Origin of the sequence: Helicobacter hepaticus ATCC 51449 (assembly GCF_000007905.1) — a bacterium.
Lineage (GTDB): Bacteria > Campylobacterota > Campylobacteria > Campylobacterales > Helicobacteraceae > Helicobacter_C > Helicobacter_C hepaticus.
In genome coordinates, this window is record NC_004917.1 from 854,983 (window position 1) to 875,898 (window position 20,916).

The window sequence follows — 20,916 nt, forward strand, 5'->3', positions numbered from 1 at the left end:
ATATGTTTAAATGACGAGAATAAAGAATAGGATATGATGCACACTTAGATTCTAAATTAGAGACTATACGTTTATTTGATACAATGAGTAAAAGAAATATTCTTATAGAATCTCACTACTCCAAAAGCAGAGCAAGATTGTAAAATTACTAACGCATTCTCATCTTTTTGCCCCACATATATATCAAGTAAGACACCCTGTGTGTGTAAAAATGCTAAATTTTCTAAAGAATAAGTCAGAGGAGCAATAAGCACAAGATTCTGTAACCTTTTACAAGAAGAAATCATCTCTAATGCCCTATTAATTGCACTTTGAGTGCTAAGAAACTCTCTATCTTGCCATACACCACCATTGCCACAACCTATAAGCACATAAGGATTAGCAACATAAAAATTAAGGATACAATCAAGCACCGATGATGCGAGATTCTCATTTATGTATGCTTTCATATATCTCTTTTATTTCATCTTTACTCAAACGTTCCCTTTCTTGCAAAGCACGAGATACTTGCAAAAGCACTGCTTTGGAATTAGTAATAAAATCACGCATTTGCGTTTGTGCTTGTTCTAAAATATGAGCCACATCACTATTATCGCTTAAAAGTCGCTCTCCCATACCATATTGCTCACACATTTGTGTAGCAATCTCTTTTGCGCTTAAAATGTCATCTTTAGCATTGCTAAAAGTCTGCTGATAAATACATTCCACAGCAATATTACCACTTAAAGCGACTTTGATTTTACTCATAAGTTCTTGTTTGCTTGTAAGCTCTTTATCAATCTGCCTAAAACTTTCATTCACAAGCCCAATCTTATCAAAATCCACTTCAAGCCAATATGCACTTAATGCCTTTGCTGATTGATAAAGTGCAAGAATCTCTTTTTCATTTTCACTCAAACTTAATGCTTTTTTCTTGCCCACAAGCACCTTATCTTTAGTAGCAAGAATATCCTCTTTTTGTATGAGCTTTGATTTGCGCCGCAAAGCATTAAGAGCACTTTCATTTACAAGTGAAGCAAGGGCTGCACCGCTAAATCCTACGCAAAGACGAGCGATTTCGCTTATATCAAGATCGTATTTTTTGTCGCTCAAATAAAGTTGCAAAATATGCTCTCTCTCACTTAAATTAGGAAGCTCCACATAAATGCGCCTATCAAAGCGTCCACTTCGCAACAATGCTTCATCAAGCACCTCAATTTTATTTGTCGCAGCAATAACAATAACACCACTAGAATCTTCAAAGCCGTCCATTTCGGTTAAAAGCTGATTAAGGGTTGCTTCTCTCTCATCACTGCGCGCATTTCCTCGTGCCTTGCCGACTGCATCAATCTCGTCAATAAAAATAATACTGGGTGATTTTGCTTTAGCTCTCATAAATAACTCTCTTACGCGTTTTGCGCCCATACCAACATAAATTTGCACAAAACTTGAGCCACTTTGATAAAAAAACGGCACACCAGCCTCACCAGCAACAGCCTTAGCTATCATTGTTTTTCCTACACCCGGAGGACCCACTAAAAGCACACCTTTAGGAAGTGATATACCTAATTCTTGATAATATTTAGGATTCTTAAGATAATCAATAATTTCTAATAACTCCTCTTTAACCTCACTAATTCCTGCCACATCTTTAAAGCGCACTACACTTGTCATAGGCACATAAGTAGTAGAATGTGATGTAGATTCTAAAAGCGGAGATTCTCTCTCACGTGGAACTTCTGACTTTTTTGCTCCGCTAGGCATTGAAACAGATTTGAAAAATATAAGACGCATAACTTGAAACAACACTGCCAAGCCTAAAAGCACAAGAATCATAATACCAATTTCGCCCAAAGTATCATTCAAAAAATGCGCCTTTTTTGCCACCACAGGAAAATTCCAGCTCCATATACGAGGAGAGAGGCTATTAGCATATACTTTATAATGTTTTGCATTTGCTTCAAAATATACATATTCATCATCGCACGAAATATCTGTAACCTTCTCATTTAAAAATAGACGCTCTGCTTCTTTTGCGCTTACAAGCTCACTGCTATCTTTTATTACAAGCACTACGCCCAAAATGAGCGCTATCACAAGAGCAAAGATGCCAATTATTAGGCTTTTAGACTTCGCCATAATTTCTCTCCTTCTCAATACTATATGTTTTTATTTTTACCCACTGCCCTTCTAAGTGTGGATTGCTACTTTCAAATTGCATAGGATTAAAAAACTGGTCTAATCCTGTGTAAATAAAAGCAGTATCAGATTCTCTCCTACTCTCACACAAAACATCAAGGGGCATATTATGTGCTTTACGAAAAGCCTCATTATTATTCACAACAATCTCTTTAAGCGTATGAAGTCGCTCTTTAGCAATATTGCCCTTTACCTCATCTTTAATTGTGCTTGAAGGTGTGCCATCGCGTTTAGAATACACAAATGGGTGAAGATGTGTGAGAGGAAAAGATTTAAAATTCTCCAATGCCTCCTGCCACACTGCTTCACTTTCTCCTGGGTGTCCTACGATAAAATCACTTCCCAAACAGAATCCTTTTTTGGCAAAATACATAAAAAGCTCCAAATCACTCTCTACACGATTGTATCGGTTCATTAATGACAGCATAGTGTTACTTGTATGCTGCAGAGCAATATGTAAATGTTTCTCCATAAAGGGCAACTCAAGAGATTCTTTAAGCTCACTATCAATTTGACTAGGTTCTAAACTTCCTACACGCAAGCGTTTTAATACTCCTAAAGAATATATGTCTTTAATAAGTCTTGCAAGATTATAGTCCTTCAAATCCTTGCCATAACTCCCAACATTTGTCCCTGTTAGAACCACTTCAGTTTTGCCATTTTGAGCAAGTGCGCGGATTTGCTCCAAAATGCTTTTTTGAGGGTAAGAACGCGCTTTGCCTCGCACAAAAGGAATAATACAATAACTGCACGCAAAATCACAACCTTCTTGAATTTTTAAAAAAGCTCGCGATTTGCCTGAAAAATGTGTAACAATAGTGCTATCAATATGCTCTGGGGCAGATTCTGTATGAAAAAATCTCTGATTGGTAGTTAAAAATTCATCAATACGTTCTTTAAAACTATGGGCAAACACACTATGAACAAGATTATGTGTGAATATCTCCTCACCTCTTGTGCCTACGCCACAACCTGTGAAATACACTTTTTTATTTAACTCACGCATTTTATTAAGATAGCCTCGCACACCACTATCTGCACCATTGGTAACCGTGCAGGAATTAACTACCACTACATCGGCTTCATTTTCATTTCTTGCACATTCAAAATGTTTTAAATTACTTTTCATTACCTGTGTGTCAAAAAGATTCGTGCGACAACCAAATGTTTTAAAATATACTTTCTTTACTTCACTCACTCTTATCCCTTTTAAGAATCTAATTTTTGCACTTGCACACCTCCGCCTAAGATAACCTTAGAATCTAGCTCGTGCATTTGTGTGCTTCCTCCTATACCATCACCTCCATTAGCGACCACTTTACTTGTAGGATAAGCGATATGTATATCATCTTCTTGGAGAATGCGCTCAATAATCTCCCCTGAAATAGTGCTGCGCAATGAAAGCGTGGCATAAGCATTTGTTTGATACCACAATGAAATGCGTAACCCATTTGGCTCAATCATACAATAGCTTCGCACTTCAAGATTAGGATTGCGCAAAGAATACTTATCACGCATACGATGCACCTGCTGACGCACCATTTCAGTATAACCCTTAGCATATTTCTTGCCTATATCGGTAGCAATTTTGAGTGCTTTTTTATAATTGCTATCAAAAGTGATACTAAAGTCTATGCCGTCCCACACCGTCTTTAATCCTGCGTGTGTATAATTAGCAAACATCATTGTAAAAATATAATTATTAGGCACAAAAATAATGCGCCCTGCTCTACGATTGTGCATATAGCTTGTGAGTGTTACATCTTCAAAAAGCGTGATTCTAAGCACAGAAATATCAAGCACATCACCCACATACACACTACCATCTTTGCACACGCGCACCCTATCACCTACATGCACACTTCCTCCTAGCACAATCACAAACCACCCAAGCACACTCATAAACAAATCTTTCATAGCAATAGCTAAACCAGCTGAAGCAAACCCTACAACTGCAACCAAATAAGTAACATTCTCCATATATGCAAAAAGCAAAATTAAAACAATTATACTGATATTAATATAGTTAATTACCTTACTTGCAGTGTAGATTCTATCTGTATCAAGAATATACTTCCTCAAAGCAAGTTTAAGCAAAAAAGCTAAAAGAATTGTGATAAGAATTGTTACACCAATATAAATAATTTTAAAAAATTGACTTTTAATCTGATGAGTAAGCTTATTGATTACGCTGCCAGATTCTTGATTATAAATGTCTATTGAAGTTTCTAATATTTTTTGTGTGCTCTCTAGCTCTTCGAGCATAGTTTGAGTGCGAGCAATTTGCTTAGCAACTTCAACAGACTTATCCTCTTCGGCAAGTGTATTTAAAAGCACATATTTTTCCCTTATAACATCAAGCAAAAAATGCAAACTCTCTTTATTTGTATTGAGTATATTTTGCTGCTCTTTAAGTTGCTTAATAAATGAATAACCTGTAAGAATCAAAAAAGGATTCGTAATTTGTGGCACTTCCTCAATATGTTTGACTTCTAAAAGTGTTCCATAAGGGTGTTGTGCATAATCTCTAAGGAGTTCTTGCTGGCGCTTGAGTGTTTCAAAACGTTGTGTGAGCGAATGAGGGGGTGCAGTATGTATGTATGATTGTATCTCTTTTTCAAGTGTGTTCATCTCATTTGTAAGTTCATTATAGTTTTCTAAACTCATATAATGCTTTAGCCAGGCATTATGGCTTTCATCAAGCTTATTTTCAAGAGTTTGGAGTTCTTTTTGTATATCAGAAATTTTCATGTCATCTTTGACAATAGGCGAAGCAAAAAGTATGCAACTCATTGAATGTATTACTAAAACTATAAGATAAATGTGTTTCACTTGCCACTATCCTTACTAAAAGATGATAAAACATCAAGCACATCAGCTTTTGGCACATCATTGCGCAAACTCACATTACCAATCCCACAAGGCAATACAAACATAATTTTCGCATTAACACTTTTTTTATCTAAAGAAAATTTTTCATAAAAATCTAATGCGTTTTGAATATAAAAGTGTGTAGGCAAATCATAGCGCTCCAAAAGGGCACTGATTGCATCTTTTTGCTCTTTTGTTAAAAGTCCAAGCTTACAAGAGAGTGCATTTGCCATACACATACCTATACTTACTGCTTCGCCGTGTAAAAATTGCGAATATTGCGTAAGATTCTCAATAATATGCCCGAAAGTATGCCCATAATTAAGAGCTGCACGAATGCCTTGCTCTTTTTCATCGGCATTGACTACTTGTGCCTTAATCGCCACACTTTTGGCTATGGCACGAGTGAGAAAGTCATTATCATTAATACTTAGGATCTGCTCTTGAAGTAATATGAAAAATGCTTCATCAAAACATACTGCCATTTTAATTATTTCAGCCACTCCTGCTCCAAATTCGCGTTTTGGAAGAGTAGAAAGCATAAATGGGTCGATATACACTGCTTTTGGTTGATGAAAAAGTCCAATAAGATTCTTTCCAAAGGTATTGTTAATGCCCGTTTTTCCGCCCACAGAAGCATCAACTTGTGCAAGTAAAGTCGTAGGTATTTGTATAAAATCAATCCCTCGCTGATAAATACCGCTTGCAAAACCTACCATATCACCTATGACACCACCGCCAAGTGCTATCATTAAAGATTTTCTATCAAGCCTATGAGTAAATGCACATTCAAGAATATATTCTATGCTTTTCATATCCTTATATTGTTCGCCATCTGGGACAATACACACATAGACTTCAGGGGCTTTAATACGCTCTAAAACATACTTAAGATGTAATCCAGCGACTTTAGGATTTGAGACAAGTAATACCTTATGAGCATATTCTATATGCGGAAGTATGCCTATATGGATAGGATAGTTTGAAGTAGCAGTTTGAATATGCAATATTTCGCTCATAAGTGTCCTTATTTAAGTTCTTTGGGAAGAGGGATAAAAATTTGAGGATTTTTATTATTCATTGAGACAATTTTATACACATCTGTGGAAATAAAAGAAAAAGTCTTAGTTTTTGCGATATTGTGCTCAAATGGCACAAAACATAAATAAGGTACAAAACTATCTCGCAAATATAAAATAGGATTCTTAGAATCTGTTTGGATAATATTCATCTTACGTTCAAAAATACGTGAAAGCTCTTCATAGCTTTGCACTATATCATTGTGGTAGGACGCATCAGTATCATAATCATATACATCAACCTCTAAATTTAGCTGCTTAGAAATATCAAAAACAACAGAAGCGACATTTTCAGCATCGCCCATATTTTCGCTTAACATAACAAAACTTTTTTTGCACTCACTTATGTGTTCCCAACCTGTTTTGAGCACAGGGATTGAGAGTTCAAAAAGCACTCGACGATTTTTACGTGAGGCAAAAATATCTTGATTGATAATAATAAGTCCAAAACGTTTTTGCGCATCTTGGGCGATTCGTTGGATAAAACTTGCATTTGTATAATCTATCCTTACCTCAACACGTTTAGATTCTAAAGCTTTGATACTATCAAGCAAGTCAAAATGAGAGGGGTTGAGGATATAAATAAAGAGTTTATTATTTTTAAGATTATTATTTAAAAAAAGTGCATTTTGCACATCATTCCAAATTCTATGTTTATTTGAAAGCGACATATCCAAATACAAAAATATATCGCGTCCAAACGGCACTGGAAACTGCCCTATATCACTTTTAATCTGCATATACACATCATTGAGCACTTTTGGATTTCCTGCAATAAGAAGACTATCGTTGGGCTGAATAATTAAAGAATGCGAACTTAAAAGAAGTTCTCCTTGTCTATATATGCCTACAATGCGCCATTTTTTCTGCTGAATAGAGCCGATATGCCGATATGCAAAAATACTTCCTGTGGGGATACCAACCTCCATTATCTCGCCTTGCCCCAAACCAAAACTACGCGGGATAAGAGGAATATTTGGCAATCGTTCAATAAATTTATTCGTAATAATCATTTCCTCATCAAGAATAATAAGATTTTTATCATTTTGCATAGATTGAGTGTGTTTTTCTAATCTAAGCGAAATAACAATACGCACTTTCTTATTAATCTCTCGAAGCAACTCATAAGTTCCTAGAATCTCATTTTCATCATCAAGGATAAGAAAAACATTAACAATCTCATCGCTTATTATCTGTGAGATTCTGTATGCAGATGTATAATCAAAAGTGTGAAATTCAAAAGAGCTTGGCACTCTATCAGGGATAAAGCACATATCTTTTGACACAACAACATAATAGTCATTGCTAAAATATTTATCTAAAATTGTATCAAGAAAAATTTTTGCAATTCTGCCTTGTCCAATAATAAGAGTTTTTTTCACACTCTACCTTTCTATCGTGAATTAAGAGGCTTTGATTATAGCTAAGAAGTGATAACCAAATCCCCTAAAAACGCACAGGTTTTTTAATATTTTTTAAACGCAAACTTGTGTAAAATCGTCTCAAAGCTAATTCCTCTTTTTTGCCTATGCAATAATGTATGTGCTCTAAATACGCTAAAATATCCTTTTGCTTTACGCCACTTTGTGCAGATCTATCTTGCAAAATATAATAGGGTATTTTTATACGCGTTCTCACAAAACTTTTTGCTAGATGTGTATAAAATCGTGCATTTTTATTAAAACATAATCTACCAAAACAAAACCCCAAATGGTGCTTCTCCCACCATTTCTCTCCTAAATCAACACAACTACCACCTTGAAGCTTATAGCGTAATGCCTTATCTCCAATAAGAATCTCGCCATTAATGCCTAATACTTTCGCTAGCGCATTAGAAGAGGCTGATTGATAATCATCTTTATTCGCTTTTGGTAGTGCTATCACGCTCCACACTGCCCCTTTAGAGATGATTCCCGCTTTTGTAACCTGATTTTTGCGCATAGGATAATACCCAGCGATTGAAGAAATAAACCCAGCATCAATGCGCCGCATAAGAAAATCTTTATTCAAACGCGCAGGATATGATTTTTTGAGTTGTAAAAATTTCTTAAATCCCCACGATATGGGATATTTTTTAACAAATACATCAAAAGGCAAAAGATTGATATAAGAAATTTTACCAAAACGCATTTTCTATCCTAAAGAATCATCTTTACTTCTTTGCTTTTTTTCAAGCGCATAAAAATATTATTGCGCTCTTCTTCGCTTTGGACTTCAAGTTTCACATACAAACTCACAAATCGCCCTTGTGCGGAAGTCTTACCAAAATGCAATTCATATTCGCGCGGCATTAACTCAAAAATCAAATGTTTTAATCGCTCTTCACTTTCTCCAATAATACGATATTCCCATTGACAAGGATAAGTAATATGAGGTTTGTGCAAATCTAAATTCATTTTCTACTCCTGCAATTTACCTAGAATCTTATGCATTGATGAAGGAATCTTGCAAGGCTTTCCACGCTCAACATCAACAAAAGCAAGCGTAATATATGCTTTAAAGATAATCTCTTCACATTCTTTCTGCTCTAGCGCATTATAGATTCTATAAATATCCTGTTTTAAGACCACAGAGACATTTTTAAATTGTGCTATGGCACTTCTTACCTCAAGCATATCACCCAAACGCGCACTTGCAAGAAAATCTGCTTCAAGTTTTTTAAGCACAAAAGCACTTTGATTCTCAAAAGGTTGTGCTCCTTGCGCAAAAAATAATTCGCTACGCGCACGCTCACAATATTTAATATAATTAGTATGATAAACTATACGCCCACAATCTGTATCTTCAAAATACACCCTTACATGATATATGCTCATACGATACTCCTCAAGTCCTTATGTCTCCTAATTACGCTCAAATTGTAGCAAAAATTGCACCAAAGTAGATAAACACACTAAATCCCTACTTTAAAGCATTGCAAGATTCTCTATTTTGGCTAGAATGTATAACTTTGTATGTGAATATAAAAGCAATAAGAAAGGGAAGAAATGAATAATTTTAGCAAGATAGGTTTTATTTTGGCAACTTTAGGAAGCTCTATTGGGCTAGGACATATATGGAGATTTCCCTATATGGCTGGAGAAAACGGCGGTAGTGCATTTGTTATTTTTTATCTTATTCTCTCAATATGTATTGGAGTGCCTATGCTTTTAGCTGAAATGCTACTTGGCAATAAAGCACGAAGTAATCCTATGGATAATTATGTCGTGCTTCACACATTAAACTCTCTTCCTCTCAATACTGCACAAAATGAACATAATTATATTAATAAAGATTCAAACAAATCACTTATGTGGCTTGGGATAAATGCAATAGCAGGTCCTATAATACTAAGCTTTTATGCAGTAGTGCTAGGCTGGATTATATATTATTTAATATTTGTCAGTTTTCATCTTCCAAACAATCTTAATCAAGCAAAAGCTATTTTTGATGAGATAAGAGCTCATTCTCTTCTGTATCAAACGCTTTGTTTTGGCATCATCATTGCACTTACTGCTTTTATAGTAGCGCGGGGAATTAAACGTGGGATTGAACGACTTAATCTTATACTTATGCCTCTTTTGTTTTTAATATTCATCGGGCTTTTATTATATGCGATGACTTTACCAGAGTTTGAAAAAGCGTGGCATTTTATGTTTAATTTCCAACCTCACAATATGAGCGCAAAAACCATTTTAGATTCTCTAGGGCAAGTGTTTTTCTCACTCTCACTCGGAGTAGGTACAATCGCAGTATATGCAGCAAGTGCGCAGCAAAATGAAAATCTCTTTAAAAGCGCTTTATGGGTGGTGATAAGTGGTATTATTGTCTCAATTATAGCTGGATTGATGATTTTTACTTTTATCTATCATTTTCAAGGGCAACCAAGTCAAGGTCCCGGGCTTCTACTCGTTTCGCTTCCGTTAGCATTTCAAACTTTAGGCGAGAGTGGTAAAATAATCAGTATGCTATTTTTCATAGCCATACTTTTTGCTGGGATTACTTCTACAATTTCTATGCTTGAGCCGGGTGTAAGTATCTTGCGAGATAAATTTACTTTCTCTCAAGCAAAAGCTTCGTATTTATTAAGTTTTGGTGTTTTTATTCTTGGCTTTTTAGTTATTTTATGGGCAAATGATGAAATATCACTCCCAAGCATATTTGGCAAAAGACTTTTTGATACACTTGAATTCATTACTTCATCATTTCTAATGCCCTTAGGTATGCTTATCACACTTGTTTTTTTAGGCTGGGGCATTAAAAAGGCATATTTGAGGCATTGGACAGGTTATTTAAATAACACACTCTTTGAAATATGGCATAAGATTATTTGTATCATTGCCCCAAGCGTTATTCTCATCATCTTGCTCTCACAATATATAGATATTATCGGGTTTATTAATAGCATATTTGTATAAAGCATTATTTACAACAGAGTTTGGCAAATTCTTCAAAAAGAATGCGTGCTTCTCTTGGTCCTGGACTTGCCTCTGGGTGATGTTGCACTGAAAATATAGGTTTATCTTTGTAGCGCACGCCTTCAATCGTATTATCAAATAAATTACGATGTGTAATAGTGGCAATTTGTGCAATAGATTCTGGCACACAATAATTATGATTTTGTGCTGTAATTTCTACTGCCCCGCTTTGGAGATTCTTAATAGGATGGTTGCTTCCGTGATGACCAAACTTTAGTTTATATGTAGGAAAGCCGTGTGCGATAGAAAGAAGCTGATGTCCTAAACAAATGCCAAAAATAGGAATATCTGATTGAATAAGCTGCTTAATTTGCTCAATCTCGTTATGTAACACCAACGGATCACCTGGTCCATTAGATAAAAAAACTCCTTGGATCTCCCCCGCTTTAAAACGCGATAAAATTTCCGCTGCACTAAAACTATGGGGAATAACCTCTACCTCTAGTCCCACTGCTACAAGTTCATTAAGAATATTACGTTTTGCACCAAAATCAATCGCAACGACTTTTGCCTTAAAGTTTGGAGATGTGCCATAAGCAAAATGTGTAAAATCAAATGTAGAATCTGTGTGCACATAAGATGTTTTTGTGGATACTTCTTTTATAAAGTTTATATCTTGGATAGGAGGTGTGCGACTTAGACTTGCTTTGAGCTCACTCTCTTGAGTAATTTGCGTAGAAGCTATCATCATCATCGCGCCTTGTGTAGTGAGCATTTTAATTAAATTGCGTGTATCCACCCCACATATGCCCATAATATTATGTTCTTTAAGATATGTGCTAAGGCTTTGTTCGGAGCGAAAATTAGAGACAAAATCATTGTATGAAGAAAGAATAACGCCTGTGCAAGCGGCTCGGGGAGATTCGCTATCTTGGTTATTTACACCCACAATACCAATCTCTGGCATACTAAAAACAATAAACTGCCCTGAATAACTTGGGTCAGTAATAACTTCTTGATAACCACTCATAGAGGTATTAAATACAACTTCACCTACAAAAGTCCCATCACTGCCAAAGCTTTGCGCCTTAAAGAATAATCCATTCGCAAAATACAGATATGCTTCTTTAAGAATGCTCATAAAAGTCCTCGTTTGCGTAGCTCTTCCTCATAAAGTTTGCTAAAAACAATCTCATATTCTTCTGTTCCATAAATAAGCTTTCGTTTGTATTTTTTAAGTTTATCAATAACTGCTTCTTCGGCTTTATCATAGATTTTAGAATATTCATTAATTGCTTTAAAAATAATATTTTTAATAAGAGTTTCAGATACCTCGAATGCAATTAGTTTATGGGTATCTAAACTACTAAGAATCTGATGTGATATATCACTACAACGCTCTTCCCACGCAAGATAAAAATTTTGTTCATTTGCTACCTGACGCTTACACATTCTAAAAAGCTCTCGTTCGTCCATACCAAAATCTTCAATTTCATCACTTCTTTCTTCAAGGATTTCGCGCACTCTTTCATCAATGGCTAGCTCTTTTTGGATATTTTCTTGAAGGCACTCAAGGGCACTTTGGGCAATATTTTGAATAGGTGCAAGAAGTGTAATATATTGAGAATTGCCTAAATCAATACTGATTTTATTAGCTATATAGGGCGCGTGCTGAAGTTTTAGTCTCATCAAATTATCCTTTTTTAGATTTACGATATTGTAGCTAGTTTTAAGTAAAAATGGATTTAAGATTCTACACTAAAATAAAAGTTCCTCATCAATATCAACCACAGGTCTTTTAGTTGGCAATGGTGAATTTTCTGTAAAATAAAAATCTCCATAATCAAGAGTCTTTAGCCCCACACCTTCTGGCACTTTAAAACGTCTTGAAATACCCGGGTCAAAGGTTAAAACTTTAGAGAAAAAATATGCAAATGCTGGAGGAGCGACTATACCACCAGATTCGTGAGGACCTATAGGCGTATTATCATCGCGTCCATACCAAACAATCGCTTGGACATCAGGAGTGAATCCACAAAACCACGCATCAACATTGCGATTTGATGTTCCTGTTTTCCCTGCGACCTCCAAACCAACAATGCGCGCCCTTGAACCTGTGCCACGATTAACAACATCACGTAAAATATCAATAGTTAAAAATGCTTGAGCAGCAGTAGTAATATGACGCGTCTGCTCAGGAGAGTTATACACATTCTCGCCACTTTTATTAATGGTAGATTCTATAAGCATAGGCTTAAGAATTGTGCCATAATTTGAAAACATTGAATACTGCTGCGCAACTTCAAGCGGCGAGAGCTCAAAACTGCCAAGCACAATAGACATATTCTCTGGGAGATTTTCAAAACCATCTTGCTTAAGCGAAGCATAAACATTATTAAAACCTATATTTTGATCCACAAGATTAATTGTAGCAAGATTGCTTGATGTGCGTAAGGCATCTTTAAGCGTCATAAATCCGTGAAATTTACTTGTATAGTTTGAAGGACTCCATACTTTAGATTCTGTCTCTTCTTGAGTGGCTTCAGAGGCGGCTTCTGCTGCACCTTTTGTTGCAAATTTGCGAGGCACATCAGGAACAAAAGTAGCAGGAGAATCTCCCCTATCAAATGCAGTTTGATAAATAAAAGGTTTTATAGAACTGCCGAGCTGTCTTTTAGCTTGAGTGGCACGATTAAATTTTGTTTTTACATAATCTATGCCACCTACCATTGCTAAAATATCGCCTGTGTGCGTATCTGTAACAACCATTGCGCCATTAAGTGTATCATCATTTAAATCCCCATTTTCAAACATTTTAGGATAACGCTCGTGAAGACGTTTATTAATTTCATCATAGCCATATGCCATTGCTTCTTGTGCCGCAAGCTGATAATCTAAGTCAATCTTAAGCCTAATATAATATCCACCTGTTTTTAAATCTTCAATATGAGCTAACTCACGTAATACTTCATCAACAACATACGGAGCAACATTTTGGGTAAGTGTTTGGTTAAAGACTTCTGGCACTTCTTTGTTTGCATTTTCATATTCTTCCGTAGATATCCAACCAATATCATAAAGTCTATCAATAATGTCATTAGCACGTGCCATTGAGTATTCTTTATTTTTTGTAGGGTCATAAAAACTTGGTGCTTTAGGAAGCCCTACAAGCATACAAATCTCTTTTAATGTGAGCTCATTTAAACTCTTATGGAAATACCCCAAAGCCGCTGTTTTAATGCCGTGATAACTATGCCCAAATGAAATACGATTTAAATAAAGTTCCAAAATTTTCTCTTTGCTCAAATGTCGTTCAATATGAATAGCAAGCATTGCTTCTGTGATTTTACGCTTAAGCGTTTTTTCTGGACTAAGTGCAATATTTTTAATAAGCTGTTGGGTAAGTGTGCTGCCTCCCTCCACATAACGCATACTTTTAATGTTTTTAAGCATAGCACGCGAAATTGCATCAGGATTTATGCCTATGTGTTCAAAAAAAAGCGTATCTTCTACTGCAAGCAGTGCTTCAATCACACGTGGCGGTATCTCATCAAAAGTTGCATAGAATCTAAAGTTTTCATCAGTAAAAACATTTGCAATAAGTCTATCTTTTCTATCAACTATCTGTGAGGCAAGAGCAAATTGGTAATTTGTAATTTTACTCACTTCAGACTCAACCTCATAAAAAAGCTTGATAAGGTATGCTCCTGCTCCTATTCCAACAATAATAGCTATGACAAAAAGACTATGCTTTATTCTATGCCACATTTATTTGCTAATCTCCTAAGTCCTCTTTATTTGAGGACTCATCACTTTGAGATTCTGTGTGGGATTCTAGCTGAATACTTGCTTGTGGATTCTTCTTATCTTCTTCCATTTTGTTTTCTAGTCGTCCAATTTCATCAAATACTTCTACACGTTTTTCATTATACATCTCAAGGATAGAATCCATAACACCATTAGAATTTTGCTCCATTGCCACAATCTTGCTATCAATAAAGGTTTTAGAGCAAGATTGATTGGTATCAGCAAAAGTTTGTGCCAAAGAAATAGCTTCTGTATGAACCCCTGCGTGATAAGCCTCAAGAGCTCTGTAGCCTTGTGTATTAGCAAATGCCATTTTACCATCGCCCTCATAATACCATTTGCCCAATCGGCAATTATGATGATCCACACAATTAAAGCTATCAGATAAGCCAAATATATAAGAATAAAGATTATTTTTATACACAACGTGGTCAAGTTTTGCCAAAACACAGAAGATTCTATTGCTCAAATTTAATGTGCTGTGTTTTGTAATAAGACTGCCTAGCTTAAGGTTATTAATCACCCCGTGAAGTTTCACAACTCCCTCACGCACATTATCTGTAGCTTCATTTGTCTCTTCCGTGCTTGTTTGAATATCATTTGCTTCTTGTTGCATTGACTTTACAACAACTGCTATTTCTTTTGTAGCTTTTTGTGTTTTTTCTGCTAGTTTTCGTACCTCATCTGCAACAACAGCAAATCCTCTTCCGTGTTCTCCTGCACGTGCCGCTTCTATTGCTGCATTAAGAGCAAGTAAGTTTGTTTGTTCAGCAATATCATCAATTAATGAAATAACACTTGTAATCTCATTGCTACGCTGTGTAAGAGAATCTACAAGTTGCGAAGCCGCTTGCATTTTTTCATATAAAGTTTCAATTTGCTCCAATGCAGCAGTGCTCATACCTAATCCATCTTCTGCAGATTCTGCGGCTTTAACTGAATGCTTAGTAACATCATTTGATTCTGTAAGCACGTTTTGTAATGATTCTTGTGTGCCTGTTATACCTTCTTTGAGGCTTTTTGTATAAATATTAAAAAGATTTGTACCTGTTCTATTATTTGTTAAATGATTGAGTAATACAAGTGAATAATACACAATATCACCAACGCGTGCGCTTGTTACACTGTATTCATCACGAATGTGGCTTATACTATCTATATGTTCTTTTAATTGGGATTTTAAAATATCAAGACTCTCTATTTTTGAGGCAACATCATTTTTATAAACAATCTCCTCGTCTTTTATCCCAATAATTGCTTCTACTTGTGAAAAGCCTACAAGCATTTTATAAGTTTCAAGCTCTTTTGTGATTTCTGCAATCTGTGCATCTCTTTCCATTATTTGACGTTGTAGTGCTTTGCTGGAACCAAACATACTTTCTCCTTGTGTTTTCAATTAATAAACGAGTACATTATAGCATTTTACAATAAATGCTGTCTCTTTATCTATAAATCGTCATAAAGTTCTGCTTTATGTTGCAATTTTGTATATTTTAAAGCAAGAAAAAAGAGAAAATATTTAATGATAAGCTTTCTTATTTGCATTTTTGTATTTTGTTGCTATAATCCTGCATAAAATAAGAATCGCAATCCTAAAAGCGCAACAAGGAGCGTATATGAATATGAATGCAAATCATCGCGTGGAAACACTAGATTCTATACTTGAAAGGTTAAGAAGCTCAATTAAAAAAAATGGGCTTAAAAATTCTAAACAACGCGAAGAAATCATTGCTGTGCTATATAAAAGTGGTACACATCTTAGCCCTGAAGAGATTACTAATATTATCAAAACAACTGATAAAAATGCAAGTATCTCCTCTGTATATAGAATCCTAAGCTTCCTTGAAAAAGAGGGATTTATTACTGCTCTTGAGGCTGATAAAAGTGGAAGACGCTATGAAATTGCTGCCAAAGAACATCACGACCATATTATTTGTTTAGCTTGTGGCGACATTATAGAGTTTGTAGATGCAGATATTGAACGTTTGCAACTTGATATTGCACAACAATTTGGCGCAAAACTCATCAGCCACGATATGAGATTATTTGTCAAATGCTCGAAATGTCAAGGACTCTAAAGGTTTAATTAAAAACTAAAATTCATTTGTGTATAATCACGCTTTGCTAAAACTTAAGCAATAAAGGACGTGTAGCTCAGCTGGTAGAGCAACTGACTCTTAATCAGTGGGTCCAGAGTTCGATCCTCTGCGCGTCCACCACCTCAACTTACAATTTTTCTACAAAATATACAGATTCTAACATTTTGTCCTAATGACACCGCTTTGTGGCAATACACAAAGACTCTTATGCTCACTTCCTTTGAATAAAGTAATCTTAAATGGTGAGCGCAAAGCTGTAGGAATTTTTCCGCAATAAGGCACGCCTCGCCTATCAAAATAAATTCTCGCAGTTTCACGCTCTTTACAAAAGTTATCAGACTCTATAAGAATATTCTCTACCCCGAAACGCTCTCCTAATCGTATCTCTGCAAGAGCATTATTTTTACATTCCATAGCGGTATTGGTGTTATTATAGGCGCTTAAGCATTTTCTATCCATATCTTTAAGAATAATATCTCCTGCCATTGGACGACTATCAAAATTCGTAGTAGTCGCCATTCTTGGTGTATCAATATAAAGGCTATAGCTATGAGTGGTATAAATTTTACCCAAATGAAATTGTATCTGCCACATAGCGTTACGATGTTGTGCTACAAGTGCATTTACATCAAGAGAAGGATAAAGTCGGAGCATATCGCGCGCATCTTGGGCTTGTATAAACATATTATCATCGCTCAAAGCAAAAAGCTGAAGCATTTTAAGATGGGAGATAAGTGTGCTATAAGCTACTTCTAAAGAATGATTGCTCCGAATCTGCACAAATGAGAAAAGCACTATGAACATACCTAAAGCAACAATACATTCAAAGAGTTTCATTCTTAATCTTTGGATTGACCTGATTGAGATTTTGTTGATTCTATTTTTTGCCTAAGTCGTGATTGTGTAGTAGTAATAGGACGACTTTGCACAGAGGGCACTATCACAAATGATGCCACTTTCTTCCCTAAATATATCACAGGGATTTCATTCTCATAACTTTCATTGAGATTATTCACAGGCATCAAATAAGGCTCTTCACTTCCTTTTATGCCATAAAATCGTAAAGCAAGCTCTAATTTGCGACTACTTGTTTTAATCGCATCAATGCCCTTTTGCTTGAGTAAGCGTGCTACATCTTTGCTAATATAATACGAACTTGCAAAGTGATTTTCCATACCAAAGAGATAAAATATTTTATTGCCATAAAGTAAGGAGGTTTGAATAAAAAGCAGCGCTAAAATCATTACGAATCGTCGCACATAACCTACCCTAAATGAAGGCAAACGCACCCTCATATCTGAAAAAAATTGCTTAATTGCCACAGGAAGAGCTACCACACTCATAGGAAAAAGTGTTTCAAGATCTACATCTTGCCTCAATGAAAGCAGCACAACAAAAAACATTGAAGATGCGCCAATATCTAAAAGCACGTTATTTTGCTTTCTTAGAGCATTATAAAGCGTATAGATATAATATATGAGCAACAAAGGTGAAAAAAACAAAGCCATATTCCCTAAATTTGACAGAAAATAATTGCGTGGAACACCTGAAACATCAAGCCCAAAAAAATACATATTCAAAGCAAAAAAAAGCAAGGAGAGAATCATTCCTAAAGTATTTTTATTTTTAAGTGCATAAAAAAAGAGTGCAAAAAATAAAATCGCAAAGATTCCATCTAAAAATATTGCAAAAAACATCACAATATAAGGCATTTTTTGATATCTCATCTGATAATAACAACATAAAAGTGCCACAAAAATAATCAAACCACTTTTTAATACAAAAAGTGCGCTAAACATTACTCCGGGCAAAAGTGCATAAATGAGTATTACAACCAACGCATCACGAGGTTTTTTGAGGTAGATTCTAGAAATTTTATATAAAAGAAACATATTGCACATATGAATAAGAATAAAAGGCAAACGCAGAGCATAGTCATTATATCCAAATAGCTTAAGTGAAAAACGCGCAATAATAAAAGCCAAATCTTGAGAATAAAATACGCCAAAAGCTTCCTTATAATGAATACTTATATCGCCGCATAAGAGAAATAACAAAAAAACATTTATGCCCAAAATCAAACAAAAAAGCACATTTGTGCGTAAATTAGAATCTCTATATATCTCCCAAATCTCTCTTATCATTGCTTTTGCCTAATTAATCTCATTAAAATGATAACCATAATGTTGAAGTTGCTCGCGAATGAGCACTTTGTGTTCTTCATTTTTTGTCTCTAATGCCATTGTTACAAGTGCATCTCCATATTTAAGCATAACAGAAGTCCTATCATATTCAATCTGAACGATATTTGCACCCACTTTACTTAAAATATTTGTTAGCCCTTGCAAACTACCGGGCTTATCTATGAGCACGACTTCAAGCTTCATCTTCCGATTAGATTTCAATAAACCTTTTTCAATAATAACATTAAGCAAAGTAATATCAATATTTCCTCCACTTAGCACAAGTGCTACTTTATCTTGCTTTGTAAGTGCAAACTTTTTGTGCAAAATACTTGCTACACTCGCTGCTCCTGCACCCTCAACAACAAGTTTTTGTTTTTCAATCAAAAATAAAATAGCATTTGCAATTTCTTCATCATCTACGCTCACTATTTCATCAACACATTCTTGCACAAGCGCAAAATTCTCCTCATTAACATCACGCACAGCTATACCATCAGCAATGCTCCGCACAGATTCTATTTTTTGGATAGCACCACTCTCAAAAGAGCGTTTCATAGCGTCTGCACCACTTGCCACTACACCTATAACTCTTACATTCGGATATAGTTGCTTATACACACTCCCTATACCACTAATCAAACCACCTCCACCAATAGGCACAACTACTACATTTAAATCCTCACATTCTTGTATCATCTCAAGCGCAATACTGCCCTGCCCTGCAATCACCTCCTCGTCAGCAAAAGGGTGAATAAACACTAAATCACGCTCTTTAGCAACCTGCAAAGCTTTAGCATAGGCTTCATCATAATTATCTCCACTTAAAACCACTTCCGCACCAAGAGCTTTTGTCGCACTTACCTTAAGTAAAGGAGTAGCTTCGGGCATTACAATCACGGCTTTTATACCAAAATGCTTTGCAGCATAGGCAACACCTTGCGCGTGATTCCCAGCACTTGCAGCGATAACGCCCTGTATTTGGGAATGAGTAGATTGTTCAACCAAAGAGGCAATTTTATTGAACGCTCCACGAATCTTAAATGCTCCCGTCAGTTGCAGATTCTCTTTTTTAAGATAAATATCAGCTTGAGCTAAAAGAGAGAGCATAGGTGCATAGCTTAAAGGCGAGGGAATAATCACATTTTCTAAACGTTGCTTGGCTTTTATTACTTTTTCATATATCTGCTTTTTCATCATATATCCTTTGTCTTGTTGTGAGATTTTCCCTCTGTATTGCGGATTGTATCGTGCCTTGCGTTAAGAGAACTTGAAATGCGCCTATATCTTCTTAATCGCCTCATATCTGCTAAAAGCACGGGTAATCCCACACCAACACCAGAAAGGATAATAAGCACAATACCAACACTTGTAGGGAGATTTGGCAAAGCATCACCTAAAATCACGCCCAAAATCACAGAAAATACTAAGCGCGTATAATCAATAGGCGCGATGATTCCAGCAGGCGCAATCATATAAGCTTTTGTAAGATAATGCTGACCCAAAGTGCCAAAAAAACCAAGCAATGCAATATGTAGCCACTCTATCCCATTAGGCATTACCCATTGCTCATCAAAATATGGCACACCGCACCAGCTTAGTAGCAATGCCATAACACTCATTGCTACTCCTGTAGAAAATACAATCACCCACGAGCTAAAATAATCCTTGAGCGCGCGAAGATTCAAAAATGCAACTGCCATAGAAAGTGCACCTGCGATACCAAAGACAATATTAAGCATTTCTAACTCATTTAAAGAAGGGTTACATATAAGCAAAATCCCTATAAAACCTAAAATAGTAGATAAAATCACGCCTACATTGAAATGCTCTTTTAAAAATATTATTGAAAGCACTACGACATATAAGGGCATACTTTGAGCAAAAGCACTCGCTGTGCCTAGAGAAATGGTAGCAATATTATAAAAAAGTGCCACAAAGCTAAGTCCTCCAGCACCAGCACGCGCCACAAGAATCCACCAACCGCCGCTTTTATGTCTTGGCAATTTCATAGGTTTATTAAAAAGCAGTGGAAGCAAAAGGAGAATCATCACAAATGAGCGAAAAAAAGCCACTTCCATAGGCGGAATAGAATCTGAAAGGATTTTTGCCTCTGCACTCATAAGAGCAAAAAGAAAAGATGAAATGAGCATTGCTAAAATGCCTTGAGTAATATTTTGCTTCATTCACGCACTCCTTTTGCCTTTTTGCACAACCAAAAAGTTATTGTATCAAAAGCTTGTTGCTTTAATGCAAATTGAACTCTAAGATTGCACACAATCTCCTTATGAGTATGCGCAAT

19 protein-coding genes and 1 tRNA gene are annotated in these 20,916 nt (G+C 35.7%); 3 read left to right on the forward strand and 17 right to left on the reverse strand.

The features are described 5' to 3' along the window. Positions 1 to 71 precede the first annotated feature (71 nt). The 9 genes from HH_RS04295 to HH_RS04335 form a co-directional block, all read right to left on the reverse strand. Positions 72 to 449 (reverse strand): hypothetical protein, encoded by a 378-nt coding sequence (locus HH_RS04295; protein ID WP_011115718.1) that lies wholly within the window; start codon positions 447 to 449, stop codon positions 72 to 74. Next, positions 430 to 2,118, reverse strand: a complete 1,689-nt coding sequence (locus HH_RS04300) for an AAA family ATPase (RefSeq protein WP_011115719.1) — start codon at positions 2,116 to 2,118, stop codon at positions 430 to 432. The genes HH_RS04295 and HH_RS04300 overlap by 20 nt, the downstream gene beginning before the upstream one ends. After that, positions 2,105 to 3,376 carry a tRNA (N(6)-L-threonylcarbamoyladenosine(37)-C(2))-methylthiotransferase MtaB gene (mtaB, locus tag HH_RS04305; protein ID WP_011115720.1) on the reverse strand — a complete coding sequence of 424 codons (1,272 nt, stop codon included), beginning with the start codon at positions 3,374 to 3,376 and terminating at the stop codon, positions 2,105 to 2,107. Before mtaB ends, HH_RS04300 begins: the two co-directional genes overlap by 14 nt. Before the next feature lie 11 nt (positions 3,377 to 3,387). After that, positions 3,388 to 4,971 carry a mechanosensitive ion channel domain-containing protein gene (locus tag HH_RS04310; protein WP_148141042.1) on the reverse strand — a complete coding sequence of 528 codons (1,584 nt, stop codon included), beginning with the start codon at positions 4,969 to 4,971 and terminating at the stop codon, positions 3,388 to 3,390. Positions 4,972 to 5,006: 35 nt separating this feature from the next. Beyond that, positions 5,007 to 6,068, reverse strand: a complete 1,062-nt coding sequence (gene aroB, locus HH_RS04315) for a 3-dehydroquinate synthase (RefSeq protein ID WP_011115722.1) — start codon at positions 6,066 to 6,068, stop codon at positions 5,007 to 5,009. Between the two features lie 8 nt (positions 6,069 to 6,076). Then, entirely contained in the window at positions 6,077 to 7,510 is a 1,434-nt protein-coding gene (locus tag HH_RS04320) for a COG3400 family protein (protein WP_011115723.1), read from the reverse strand. Between the two features lie 64 nt (positions 7,511 to 7,574). Continuing rightward, complete coding sequence (locus HH_RS04325; RefSeq protein WP_011115724.1) at positions 7,575 to 8,258, reverse strand: MqnA/MqnD/SBP family protein; 684 nt, start codon at positions 8,256 to 8,258, stop codon at positions 7,575 to 7,577. Between the two features lie 8 nt (positions 8,259 to 8,266). Beyond that, positions 8,267 to 8,524, reverse strand: a complete 258-nt coding sequence (locus HH_RS04330; protein WP_011115725.1) for an HP0495 family protein — start codon at positions 8,522 to 8,524, stop codon at positions 8,267 to 8,269. A gap of 3 nt (positions 8,525 to 8,527) precedes the next feature. Further along, positions 8,528 to 8,944, reverse strand: coding sequence for an acyl-CoA thioesterase (locus tag HH_RS04335; RefSeq protein ID WP_011115726.1), 417 nt, complete (start codon positions 8,942 to 8,944; stop codon positions 8,528 to 8,530). Positions 8,945 to 9,115: 171 nt separating this feature from the next. On the opposite strand from HH_RS04335, the gene HH_RS04340 reads away from it, so the two are divergent. After that, the gene (locus HH_RS04340) at positions 9,116 to 10,525 is read left to right on the forward strand and encodes a sodium-dependent transporter (RefSeq protein ID WP_041309037.1); all 1,410 of its coding nucleotides are present in this window, start codon (positions 9,116 to 9,118) and stop codon (positions 10,523 to 10,525) included. 4 nt (positions 10,526 to 10,529) lie between these two features. On the opposite strand, the gene carA is transcribed toward HH_RS04340, so the two are convergent. The 4 genes from carA to HH_RS04360 all read right to left on the reverse strand — a co-directional run bounded on the left by carA (position 10,530) and on the right by HH_RS04360 (position 15,707). Further along, positions 10,530 to 11,666, reverse strand: a complete 1,137-nt coding sequence (carA, locus tag HH_RS04345) for a glutamine-hydrolyzing carbamoyl-phosphate synthase small subunit (protein ID WP_011115728.1) — start codon at positions 11,664 to 11,666, stop codon at positions 10,530 to 10,532. Continuing rightward, positions 11,663 to 12,214 (reverse strand): DUF507 family protein, encoded by a 552-nt coding sequence (locus HH_RS04350; protein WP_011115729.1) that lies wholly within the window; start codon positions 12,212 to 12,214, stop codon positions 11,663 to 11,665. The genes carA and HH_RS04350 overlap by 4 nt, the downstream gene beginning before the upstream one ends. A 69-nt stretch (positions 12,215 to 12,283) precedes the next feature. Further along, on the reverse strand, positions 12,284 to 14,293 hold the full coding sequence (locus HH_RS04355; protein WP_011115730.1) for a transglycosylase domain-containing protein: 2,010 nt from the start codon (positions 14,291 to 14,293) through the stop codon (positions 12,284 to 12,286). A gap of 7 nt (positions 14,294 to 14,300) precedes the next feature. Beyond that, positions 14,301 to 15,707, reverse strand: a complete 1,407-nt coding sequence (locus HH_RS04360; protein WP_011115731.1) for a methyl-accepting chemotaxis protein — start codon at positions 15,705 to 15,707, stop codon at positions 14,301 to 14,303. A 247-nt stretch (positions 15,708 to 15,954) separates the two neighbouring features. On the opposite strand from HH_RS04360, the gene HH_RS04365 reads away from it, so the two are divergent. Then, on the forward strand, positions 15,955 to 16,410 hold the full coding sequence (locus HH_RS04365) for a Fur family transcriptional regulator (protein WP_041309310.1): 456 nt from the start codon (positions 15,955 to 15,957) through the stop codon (positions 16,408 to 16,410). Positions 16,411 to 16,475: 65 nt separating this feature from the next. Next, positions 16,476 to 16,551: transfer RNA gene (locus tag HH_RS04370), tRNA-Lys, on the forward strand. A 36-nt stretch (positions 16,552 to 16,587) separates the two neighbouring features. Here the strand turns inward: HH_RS04370 and HH_RS04375 are convergent. Genes HH_RS04375 through HH_RS04390 form a run of 4 tightly spaced genes read right to left on the reverse strand, consistent with a single transcriptional unit; the run spans position 16,588 to position 20,800 of the window. Then, the gene (locus HH_RS04375; RefSeq protein WP_011115734.1) at positions 16,588 to 17,268 is read right to left on the reverse strand and encodes a hypothetical protein; all 681 of its coding nucleotides are present in this window, start codon (positions 17,266 to 17,268) and stop codon (positions 16,588 to 16,590) included. 2 nt (positions 17,269 to 17,270) lie between these two features. After that, positions 17,271 to 18,575, reverse strand: coding sequence for a glycosyltransferase family 39 protein (locus tag HH_RS04380; RefSeq protein ID WP_011115735.1), 1,305 nt, complete (start codon positions 18,573 to 18,575; stop codon positions 17,271 to 17,273). Positions 18,576 to 18,584: 9 nt separating this feature from the next. Beyond that, on the reverse strand, positions 18,585 to 19,811 hold the full coding sequence (gene ilvA / locus HH_RS04385) for a threonine ammonia-lyase (RefSeq protein WP_011115736.1): 1,227 nt from the start codon (positions 19,809 to 19,811) through the stop codon (positions 18,585 to 18,587). Next, the gene (locus HH_RS04390; RefSeq protein WP_011115737.1) at positions 19,811 to 20,800 is read right to left on the reverse strand and encodes a DMT family transporter; all 990 of its coding nucleotides are present in this window, start codon (positions 20,798 to 20,800) and stop codon (positions 19,811 to 19,813) included. The genes ilvA and HH_RS04390 overlap by 1 nt, the downstream gene beginning before the upstream one ends. Between the last annotated feature and the right edge of the window lie 116 nt (positions 20,801 to 20,916).